The organism is Candidatus Bathyarchaeota archaeon (assembly GCA_023131225.1).
Taxonomy (GTDB): Archaea; Thermoproteota; Bathyarchaeia; order Bathyarchaeales; family SOJC01; genus JAGLZW01.
On sequence record JAGLZW010000024.1, the window covers coordinates 1 to 10583 of the forward strand.

Genomic DNA, 10583 nt, shown 5'->3' on the forward strand with positions numbered 1-10583 from the left:
GCTTCAACCATAAAGACAGCTATGATGAAGTTAGACTGGTAAGCTAAGCGCACGCATTTGGCTATGTACTCCGCCTTGGCGACATACATCTACATTTTTTATATGTACGCTTGGACGTATTGTATGCGCGCCAAAGGGTATCTAGAATCTAGAAAAGAATTATGAAGGGTGAATAAGTATTTGGAATATGTCGTTCCAACGGGCGCGCGCAAGAGGAGACAAAGTAAGATTAGCGCTTTTCATCTTTGCAACCACCGAATTTTTCTTCTTGAGAAACACGATAGGATGCTTTTCTGCATCAACAATCCTAAATTCCGCATTATTATGAAAACAAAGTCTATAAGACATTGTAACAGTTTCTAGTCATGGTTGGGAAAAGGGATTACAGTTCCCCTAATGGGAAGGGAGAAAGGAGATGCTTGTAAAACTAGTTCCCTCCCCAACCAATCATATAGATGTATTTTCTAGAACTAACTTCTATTTAAGTTCTTACGCGTGCGCACAAATGTTATCAGCCATGTATGACACGTATCATCAAGTGTGAGAATGAACAATAAGATTCGATGTACGTTCTTGTTGTTGGTCTTGCTATGCCTCTTTATAGGCCTTTGGTTTGTCTTAGTTCCTCTACTCGTATACTATGTTGGCCGCGATTTACCCATCCCTGTTGGCATCTTTTTCTTAATCGATATGACAGTTCCAATAATAATCTTTGTACTATATGTAGGAAATAGACGAAAGTAATCCCGCACGCATAGATTTAGTTTGAGACAAGCAGTGTTAAGTGACCATAAATACCATAATAAGTAGGAGTATAACAAACAAGGAAGAATCCCCACGCAGAGTGGAGACATTCCCCGCAACTCCCTTAATAATAGAGTCAGATGAAAATACTTTGGGAAAATTCAAAGAATTTCGGCACAAAAATAGAGTGGAAGGTTATGCCTTTAGGAACTTTAAGGCAGCGTTAGTGAAACTTGGTCTAAGACTACGGCGAGGAAAACTAAACTCGTTAAAACCTGCGATAATGCTAGTTGTCTTAAAACAAAAGAAAGGTGACGTTACAAAATGATGCAGAAACCCGCCCCTTTAAATGTTGAGAAAAAAAGGATGGCTTATGTAAGCACTTATCCGCCGCGAGAATGTGGTATAGCAAACTTCACGAAAGATTTAATCAATGCTATAGATCAGCTTCAGGAGTATAGATCATCAGTGGTGATCACAATAAATGAGAAGGGCGCAATTTACAACTACGAAAAGAGAGTTAAGTTTCAAATTGAACGAGACTCTATTGAAAATTACGTCCAAGCCGCTCGTTACGTCAATCTATCCAAAATTGATTTAGTAAATCTCCAACATGAATTCGGTCTTTTTGGAGGCGAGTGGGGAGAATACATTAATTCATTTTTAGAGAATCTTCAAAAGCCAATAGTAACTACACTCCACACTATCCTACCAAACTTTGGATCGACTGCTCGAACAGTTTTGGAAAGCATTGCGCACTATAGTACGTCAATCATCGTCATGACGAGAACAGCTCTGCAACTATTAAGAAATTGCAATATTAAACCCAAAAAAATCAACGTTATCCCGCATGGTTGTCCTGATGTTCCATTTGTTACTAGCGAAAAGTCTAAAATTTCACTTGGTCTAAGAGGTAAGATAGTTTTGTCTACTTTTGGATTGATAAACAGAGGGAAAGGTATTCAATATGCTATTCGAGCGCTCTCTTCCCTCGTTAAGAAAGAACCAAAGATTCTTTACCTCGTAATTGGAGAGACTCATCCGGAAGTGAGGAGAATTGAGGGCGAGCGTTATCGGAAGAGGCTGATGAGGTTGGTTGATGAACTCAAATTGGGGAAGCATGTGCGATTCTACAATCGTTTTCTCTCTAAACGGGAACTAATTAGGTATCTCCAAGCAACAGACATCTACCTCACTCCGTACATCGATCGCAATCAGATCAGCAGTGGAACGCTTGCCTATGCTTTAGGAACTGGTAAGGCTATTATATCAACTCCATACCTTCACGCTGAAGAAGCTTTGGCAGATGGACGAGGATTAATATGTAAGTTTAGAAACCCTGCTTCAATCGCTGAATGCATAAATAGACTTCTAGAAGATCCGGAACTAAGGCTTAGCTTGAAGAGAAAAACGTATGCTTATAGTAGAAACTTTATTTGGCCAAAGGTTGCAGAAAAACATGCCAAGTTGTTCAATCGTTTTCTTAAAGACTAATGGGTGATGAATATTAAGCCACCTATCAAACTAGATAGTCTTAAAGCACTGACAGATGATACGGGTATTCTTCAGCATACTAAATATTCGATTCCCAACAGAAAGGAAGGCTATACTACAGATGATAATGCGCGTGCACTAATCGCGTGCATAAAATTCCTTCAGTTTCATAATGATTCTGATGTAAGTAAGCTAGCTACTACATATTTGAGTTTCTTATTTCATATGCAAAGACCTGACGGAAAATTTCACAATCTATTAAGCTATAGTCGTCATTTCCTTGATGATGTGGGGTCAGAAGACTGCATGGGACGATCGCTATGGGCCTGCGGATATACTATTTTGACTAACCTTCCGAAAGGTATTGAAACTATATCGAAGGAGATTTTTGACAAAGGCCTTCGACACACATCCAACTTTAAGAGTCTTAGAGCTAAAGCCTTCACAATTCTGGGTCTCTGCTACTATTATAAGGCTTTTCCGCATGACCCCAATCTTTCCAAAAACATTGTGTCATTGACGGAGCAATTGTTTGACAGTTATCAGCAAGTATCTTCTTCTGATTGGTGTTGGTTTGAACCTTATCTTACATATGTTAATGCGCGTTTATCGCAAGCTCTTTTTTTGGCCTACGGCATTATTGGAGATGAAAGATACCTCCAGATAGCGATGAAATCCTTTGACTTTCTTGTTAAAGTTCAGGTAATTGATGAGAAAATCATTCCAATCGGAAACAAAGGATGGTACAAGAAGGGTGGCAAAAGAGCCCTATATGACCAACAACCAATCGAAGCATCATGCATGGTAGAAGCGGCACTAGCCGCCTTTCGCGTGACTGGAGATGAGAAATATCAACGAATAGCCCATATCGCTTTCGGTTGGTTTTTAGGGAAGAACTCTCAGGACGTGATGGTTTACAATCCGAAAACAGGTGGTTGTTATGACGGAATAACGCCCGAAGGAGTGAATCTAAACCAAGGTGCTGAAGCTATGCTGTCTTATCTTCTAGCTCGCTTGGAACTTAATGCATCGAAATGATTATCGTGCATAAGAATAATGATACTTCATTAAACGTTTTGCAGCTAAAATTCAAGAGGGTATTTGTTCGGCAAAACATCGATTCAAGAAAATATGGATTTTCCATTCATAAAGTAAAAGAAATATGTGAGAATTATATTATGGTTTGAGGGATGTGGATAGGATGTTGAAGGTTCGAGACATGATGGTTAAAAATGTGGTAACGGCAAAAGAAAACATCACTGTAGAAATGACCATTGAAATGCTCTATAAAAAACATGTTGGATCCATAGTGGTGACTGATGACGAAGGAAAGTGTGTAGGGATATTTACAGAGCGGGATGCTATCAGAATTATAGCCCAAAAAACCCCTTTAAACACGCCTTTAAAGAAGGTCATGACGAAAAATGTTATGACTATTTGGGAAGGTGCTACGTTCGAAGAGGCAAGGAGAGCCATAACGACGTATGGAATAAGACATCTACCAGTAATAGACCAGAAAGAAAAATTAGTGGGAATATTGGCAATTAGAAGCTTCCTAGATGAACTTTTTGGAATATCGCCTCTAAAATCGAGTTAGGAAAAAAGAGTCATGAAGCGTTTTCAAGGCAATCCGATTCTCGAACCAGTGGCGGCGCATGCTTGGGAATCTTACAGAGTATTTAACGCTGCAGCTTTTTATTTAGATAAACGAGTTCACATTCTATATCGTGCCATGGGCAATGACGGTGTTTCTCGTATTGGTTATGCCGTTTCAACAGATGGTTATCATATCGAGAAACGTTCACCGTCTCCTGTTTTTGAACCAACAAACATTACAGAAAAAGATGGCTGTGAGGATCCTCGAATAACTCTTCTCGATGAAAGATACGTTATGACCTACACAGCGCTATATAAATATAATCAGCAATATGTGCATCAGATCTCTATAACTTCAATCAACATTGAGGATTTTCTCAATAAGAAATGGAAATGGGGGGATAGACGGCTACCTTTTCCAGGCATTCTTAATAAAGATGCCGTGATTTTTCCTAGGAGAATTAATGGGCAATATGTTCTGTTTCATCGCATCGAACCGAATATTTGTGTAGCCTATTCCGTTGATCTCCATCGGTGGTGTGATATAAAGGCTGTAATCAAGCCTAGACCGAAAACTTGGGATTGTTGTAAAGTTGGTGCAGCTGGTCCACCAATAGAGCTTAACGAAGGTTGGCTCTTTATTTATCACGGAGTGAATTTTAACAAGGTGTATTCTCTTGGCGCTACACTACTTGACAAGGACAACCCGGAAATAGTTCTTTATCGTTCCGAAAAGGCAATATTGACTCCTGTCGAAGACTATGAACGTTTCGGTAAAGTGCCCAACGTTGTCTTTAGCTGTGGAAATGTTATGATAGACAATCAACTTCTCATCTACTATGGGGGTGCCGATGATGTCCTGTGCGTTGCCACCTATGACCTTAGTGAGTTACTGCCCAAAAAATAATGTGCATGCACGCATTTCTGACGGTCTGCCAAATTGGAAGAGTTAGGCTACTTTCACTACTGTCCATACTTAGATACATGAAAATCCTATCTCTTTTTGACAGGATTGGGGCTCCATTCTGGGATGATGGAATCCTATCAAATGGTAATGCCTGCACACCAACCTAATAGACTCTATTACCCGCAAACTTCCTCTCTTCTGAATGCCAGCACAACGCACGAGTGTCACCAACTAAATGCTTATGAATATACAGCGATACTCACGTTGATAGTTCTGCAAGGTGTATGATTAAATGGATGCAAATACAAAAACCATTATTGTTTCAAGGTTTGATTTGTCCAACGGAGAGGTTCAGCAGCGAGAGGATACTGTGGCCATAGAGGATTCATTACATATATTTCTTGGAACTGTTCATTTAGTATCTATTCTTTGTTCACCAACTTTTTTGAAAGAGTTGGTTGTGGGTCACTTACTGAGTGAAGGGGTAGTTCAGTCGGTTGATCACATCGTTGATATTCGTTTTGATGGAGAGCATCGATGTAGTGTAACGTTGCAGAAGACAGGCGTTGAGACTCATAACATCATTTCTCAGTCTTTTTCTAGGCTGATCATCTCAGCATGTGGAACTATGAGCTACAATTCGCTCTCAGAACTTCTTAATAAGATTGAATTGAAACGTTTGTCCTCTTGGCAGATCAATGCGAGTATAGTCAAGGAATGTGTTTGTAAGTTGAATAAGTTGGCTAATACTTTTAGGAAGACAGGGGGAGTACATGCCGCGGCATTGTTTAAGCCTAATGGGGAGCTGATTGTGTTAGCTGAGGATGTTGGACGCCATAATGCAGTCGATAAGGTTATTGGTGCAGGGTCGTTGAGTGGTGAGAACTTGGAAAATTGCTTCTTAGCTTTGAGTGGTCGTATGACAGGAGATATTGTTTTGAAAGCTGCACGTGTGGGAATACCAATAGTGTCTTCTTTGGCTGCAGCAATTGATTCGGGGGTTAAACTAGCTGAGAAAACTGGCGTGACCATAGTGGGATTTGTGCGAGGGAAACGAATGAATGTTTATACTCATCCAGAGCGGATTAAAATCTGACTTTGCCAGTTGACTTTCCATAGAGTCAGCGAGTGTGAGAGCCCTCAAGCAAAGCTTTAGCCAGTTCTGTTGGCAGAGGAGTCTTCTTATGAGTCTTCTCACCGTAAGCAACTATCACTGCTTCGACCTTATAGACCAATATCCGGGCCTTCAGCTTCTCTCTCCTCTTATAGAATGTATGGACTAAGGTGAGCGCCGTAGTGCCCACCTTCTTGACTTCGGCCCTCACATCTGCAAAGTCTCTTGGTGAAAATTGAGAAAAATACTCGAAGCAGACATTCCTTGGAAAGGAAATTCGGTATTTGTCATAGAAGTGCATCTGAGAAAAACCCAAACTCTTCAGCAAACCTGTTTCCCTTAATTCACAATAGCGGCAATACACCCACCAATTTAGCCTCTTGAAAGCGTCAGCACCTTCTGGAAACACTATAATGTTTTTTTCCTCGTATGACATGACTATCTAAAGAAAAGATGACTCAGATATGGATTAAGAATATATGCATTAATATCTTCAATGCATGCATGGTGAGTGGGTAATTGCAGAACCTTAATTATTCGTTGGAAGAGAGGATTCGTAACCTGAAAAAAGAAAGGAATGCGGTTATCCTAGTCCACAACTACCAGCCACAAGAAGTGCAGGAAATCGCAGATCATCTTGGGGACTCTTTAGAGCTGAGTCAGAAGGCTGCTCGTAGCGATGCCGAGTTGATTCTGTTTTGTGGAGTACATTTCATGGCTGAAACTGCATCAATACTGTGCCCAGCCAAAACAGTATTAACCCCAGATGTCAACGCGCGGTGCCCAATGGCAAACATGATCACAGCTGAAAGATTAAAAGCTCTCAAGGAAAAGCACCCAAACGCTACAGTAGTCTGTTATGTTAACACAACAGCAGAAGTTAAAGCAGAAAGCGATATCTGCTGCACCTCCTCTAATGCAGAGAGAATTGTACAATCTATAGAAGGATCTGAAGTCATCTTTGTACCTGACAAGTATCTTGCTAATTATGTATCAACCAAAACCAAAAAGAAGATCATCCCATGGAACGGGTTTTGTCCCACTCACATCAAGATCCTACCAAAGCACATTACGACACAAAGAGGGTTACACACAGAAGCAGAGGTTATGGTCCATCCGGAATGCACACCGCCAGTAATTGCGCTGGCAGATAAAGTACTCTCGACTGGTGGAATGTGCAAATATGCCAGGCAATCAAAAACCCGAGAAATAATTGTAGGCACTGAAATCGGAATCTTACACAGGTTACGAAAGGAAAATCCCACTAAGAAGTTCTATGCAGCCTCAGAGCTCGCTGTGTGCCCAAATATGAAATCAATCACTCTTGAAAAAATATTGTGGTCACTAGAGGATATGAAACACGAAGTTAAAGTTCCTGAGAACATCCGCATTAAAGCCAAGCAAGCAGTAACCAGAATGTTAGAGGTATCATAAAGGCGTCTTATGTGTTGTACATGCATTTATAGGAATTTAAGTGATTTTTACTTCACATGTGAAGAAAAAAATCACACAAGGTGAGACTGTTTGGGATGACTATCGAAAGAAAACGTGTGTGTGCACGCATTGTGAGTTGATTATCAATATGGTTATAAAATAGAAGACATAAGGCTATTTCACTTGAGGAGGAGATGATGTGAAGAGGAATCCTGTTATTCAAGCCATGCTTGATCACAAATCAATTCGAAAATATACCGATGAAATGCCTTCTGACAAAGTGGTAGAAACGATTGTCAGGGCAGGTCAACAGGCACCTTTCGCTTCTCAGTACTACAGCGTGCTATTGTCTCGAAATCCAAAGCGTAACCCCTACAAGGCGCCGCTCCTATTTACGATATGTGTTGATTCGCATAAATTTGAACTCATTATGGCTGAAAGGAATTGGAAGTTGACCACCAACGATCTTGCACTAATGCTATTTGGAATTCAAGATGCAGCTCTAATGGCAGAAAACATGGTGATTGCAGGGAGAAGTCTTGGGCTTGGAAGTTGCTTCCTTGGACATGCACCATACGTAGCTGACAAAATCGCAGAAAAATATGACCTGCCCCAGAGAGTGTTTCCTCTAGTACAACTAGTGATGGGCTATCCATCGGAAGACCCGCCATCACGACCCCGGTATCCTATCGAATTCACTCTTTTTGAGGATAAATATCCTAGGCTAGATCAAGACACGGTTCTAAGAGCCATGCAACAAATGGATGAAGGATATCTCGCTCAAAACTACTACCTAAAACTAAATGCAAAGATACGCTTAGACAACCGCAAAGAAACATTCACCTACGAAAACTACAGTTGGACAGAGCACATCTGCAGGAAGTGGGGTCAATGGCATCCAGACCCAAAGGCTCTTCTTGAGCAATTCGAAAAACGTGGATTCTATATTACCAGAAAAAGACCACAAAATTCTTCTGCAAGCGCTAAATAACGTCAAGTGCTTAGATTACCTATACTCAGACGCAGACACACACGTAAAAGTCCAAGCGCCCCACTCGATAGATTCTTCCAGAATCAACAATCTACACAAGTCAGTTTTTTGTACATTGAGGAATGTACAACCAACCTGCAAGGAGACATACGCGAAAACGAGGAGACGTATTAAGCTTGCGAGGTTTGTAAGCTCTCGTATAAGGAAAGGTCTTGAGCAGAAAAATGCTGAGTTCTGTGCAAAGTATAATGCTTGTTCTCTAGAGATTACAAGTCACGCTGTTATCTTGATGGAAAGATAAAATTTGTAGTCATTGGTGTGCGGGTCCATCTTTTTTGAGGCCGTTCTAGTTTTTTATTTCCTTGTCTCGGTGTGTTCTATTTGGCTATACATTCAGCGGTGCTTTCAGCTGCATGTGACGGGTTACTTTCGACTATTTTTAACTTGCCGTATCTTCCGATTCTTAGCTGCTTTTCACCTCGAAACACGGTGACCCTTGCGTTATCAATTTGAACTTTATCGTTGATGGAAATACTTTGGATTCGTTCGTTCCATAAAGGCACTTTGATCGTGCTGTTTCTGTCGGAAAGGGTCGCGTTTGCAAAAAGGACATACTCGTTGAGTCTAGTTAGGACCAGTTTTGGGCTTGAGATTTCGGTGACTCGCGCTCTTAGGCTAACTCCTTTCATTCCAGCTTTTAAATCCTTAATGTGTACATGGCCAGTTCTAGGTACTTTTCTATTTTTCATTGCCATGATCCAGTGATCTCTCTCACGCAAAAAGTCAAATCGGTCTAATGGATTAGGTTCTCTAAGGATTTCTTCCGGTATCGGAAACTGTGCGACCACAATGTGATCTTTAGTAATGAGAAAGACGCATCGGCCGTTTTTCCTTACGCGGGATTGAATGGTTAGCCCTCGGCATATGGCTTTTCCGTTCTTCCACGCGTGCACAAATGCGTTGAAAAACTCGGTAGCGTCAATTTGGTGTTTCACGGAGAGTCTTACAAGATATTCAAGGGTCATAGCGTTAGATCGAGGGTAATGGCGACCCTTAGGACGTCCTCTTGCACCCCACATTCTATTTCTCACCTCAGATTCACCTTTGAATAGTAAGGTAACCTTTCTTTCTTAACCATTCAGCCTGATTTCTTCTGTATCTCCAGAAGATGTCGCCTCGGTTGTCAAACTGAAAGTCCCAAGGGGAAACCAAGACGATGTCACCTTGTCTAATCCAGAATCGTCTCTTCATCTTACCTCGGATTCTGCAAAGTCTTGTGTGACCGTCTTGGCACTTTACTCTAATTCGGTCGTTACCTAGCATTTGAATGGCTATGCCTAACACGTCACTTGTGGCTGGGAGAACCATATTTCCGAAATTCTCTTCGCTGATGATTTTTCTTTTTCCCATTCTAGTGTTCACTACAATTGGGTGGGTGTTTCTGATTCTTTTATCGCAGTTTTGGTTAGAGCTTTTATGCTATTGAATTGTGAAAGTTCTCCATAACCGACAAGTGTTATTGCTGTTCCCTCGAGTCCCATCCTTGCCGTTCGTCCGATTCGGTGAAAATAAACCAGCGCATCCACTGGAACGTCGTAGTTTATTATGTGTGTTATTCCATGGATATCTAAGCCTCTTGCAGCAATATCAGTTGCAATAAGCAATTTCAGCTTGCCTTTTCTGAATAGATTAATGACGAATTCTCTCTGCGATTGAGTGAAACCAGCGTGTAGAGGTTTCGCGTCATATCCCCGCTCCGTCAGTCTATCTGACAGCATAGTTGTGAAATTACGCGTTCTGCAGAATATTATGGCTCGTTCTATGTGGTTTGTGTCTAAAATATCCAGTAAGATTCTAAACTTGTTCGCAGGGTTTACAACCATGTAATACTGGTCTATCTGTGTAAGGGCTATCTCGTCTTTGCTTACTAGTATCTTTTCAGGGTTCTTCATGTATCTGTTGCACAATCTCATTACTGACTGGTCTATTGTTGCCGAAAAGAGACTTGTTTGCCTCTGAGCTGGCGCTTTCGAGAGTATATATTCCACGTCATCTATGAATCCCATATCAAGCATTCTATCAGCTTCGTCGAGAACGACAATTTTTACTGATGCCAGATTTAATGTTCCTCGTTTCAGATGGTCGATTACGCGACCTGGCGTACCCACAACAATGTGGACACCTTTTTCCAATGCTGATATTTGCCTTTGAATAGATGCTCCTCCATAGATGGGTAAGACTTTAAATGCTGCATACTTACCAAATCGGCCTACATGCTCAGCAACCTGTACTGCGAGTTCACG

At 41.1% G+C, this 10583-nt stretch carries 11 protein-coding genes; 7 read left to right on the plus strand and 4 right to left on the minus strand.

Annotated features, from left to right (window positions below; translation table 11 throughout):
• Nucleotides 1-1068 precede the first annotated feature (1068 nt).
• The 5 genes from KAU88_06315 (at nucleotide 1069) to fdhD (ending at nucleotide 5837) form a co-directional block, all read left to right on the plus strand.
• Nucleotides 1069-2238 carry a glycosyltransferase family 4 protein gene (locus tag KAU88_06315; GenBank protein MCK4478123.1) on the plus strand — a complete coding sequence of 390 codons (1170 nt, stop codon included), beginning with the start codon at nucleotides 1069-1071 and terminating at the stop codon, nucleotides 2236-2238.
• Nucleotides 2239-2244: 6 nt separating this feature from the next.
• The gene (locus tag KAU88_06320) at nucleotides 2245-3276 is read left to right on the plus strand and encodes a glycosyltransferase (protein ID MCK4478124.1); all 1032 of its coding nucleotides are present in this window, start codon (nucleotides 2245-2247) and stop codon (nucleotides 3274-3276) included.
• Nucleotides 3277-3439: 163 nt separating this feature from the next.
• On the plus strand, nucleotides 3440-3835 hold the full coding sequence (locus KAU88_06325; protein MCK4478125.1) for a CBS domain-containing protein: 396 nt from the start codon (nucleotides 3440-3442) through the stop codon (nucleotides 3833-3835).
• Between the two features lie 12 nt (nucleotides 3836-3847).
• Complete coding sequence (locus tag KAU88_06330; protein MCK4478126.1) at nucleotides 3848-4741, plus strand: glycosidase; 894 nt, start codon at nucleotides 3848-3850, stop codon at nucleotides 4739-4741.
• A gap of 292 nt (nucleotides 4742-5033) precedes the next feature.
• Nucleotides 5034-5837, plus strand: coding sequence for a formate dehydrogenase accessory sulfurtransferase FdhD (fdhD, locus tag KAU88_06335; protein ID MCK4478127.1), 804 nt, complete (start codon nucleotides 5034-5036; stop codon nucleotides 5835-5837).
• A gap of 25 nt (nucleotides 5838-5862) precedes the next feature.
• Here fdhD and KAU88_06340 read toward each other — a convergent pair whose 3' ends face one another.
• Complete coding sequence (locus KAU88_06340) at nucleotides 5863-6291, minus strand: hypothetical protein (protein MCK4478128.1); 429 nt, start codon at nucleotides 6289-6291, stop codon at nucleotides 5863-5865.
• An 83-nt stretch (nucleotides 6292-6374) separates the two neighbouring features.
• On the opposite strand from KAU88_06340, the gene nadA reads away from it, so the two are divergent.
• Together nadA and KAU88_06350 are read left to right on the plus strand one after the other, a co-directional pair.
• Nucleotides 6375-7289, plus strand: coding sequence for a quinolinate synthase NadA (gene nadA, locus KAU88_06345; protein MCK4478129.1), 915 nt, complete (start codon nucleotides 6375-6377; stop codon nucleotides 7287-7289).
• Nucleotides 7290-7515: 226 nt separating this feature from the next.
• The gene (locus KAU88_06350; GenBank protein ID MCK4478130.1) at nucleotides 7516-8280 is read left to right on the plus strand and encodes a nitroreductase family protein; all 765 of its coding nucleotides are present in this window, start codon (nucleotides 7516-7518) and stop codon (nucleotides 8278-8280) included.
• A gap of 377 nt (nucleotides 8281-8657) precedes the next feature.
• On the opposite strand, the gene KAU88_06355 is transcribed toward KAU88_06350, so the two are convergent.
• The 3 genes from KAU88_06355 to KAU88_06365 form a co-directional block, all read right to left on the minus strand.
• Nucleotides 8658-9371, minus strand: coding sequence for a hypothetical protein (locus KAU88_06355; GenBank protein MCK4478131.1), 714 nt, complete (start codon nucleotides 9369-9371; stop codon nucleotides 8658-8660).
• A 7-nt stretch (nucleotides 9372-9378) separates the two neighbouring features.
• A complete protein-coding gene (eif1A, locus tag KAU88_06360; GenBank protein MCK4478132.1) occupies nucleotides 9379-9690 on the minus strand; it encodes a translation initiation factor eIF-1A in 312 nt (103 codons plus the stop codon).
• Between the two features lie 11 nt (nucleotides 9691-9701).
• On the minus strand, nucleotides 9702-10583 hold an 882-nt coding region (locus KAU88_06365), incomplete at its 5' end, for a DEAD/DEAH box helicase (protein MCK4478133.1).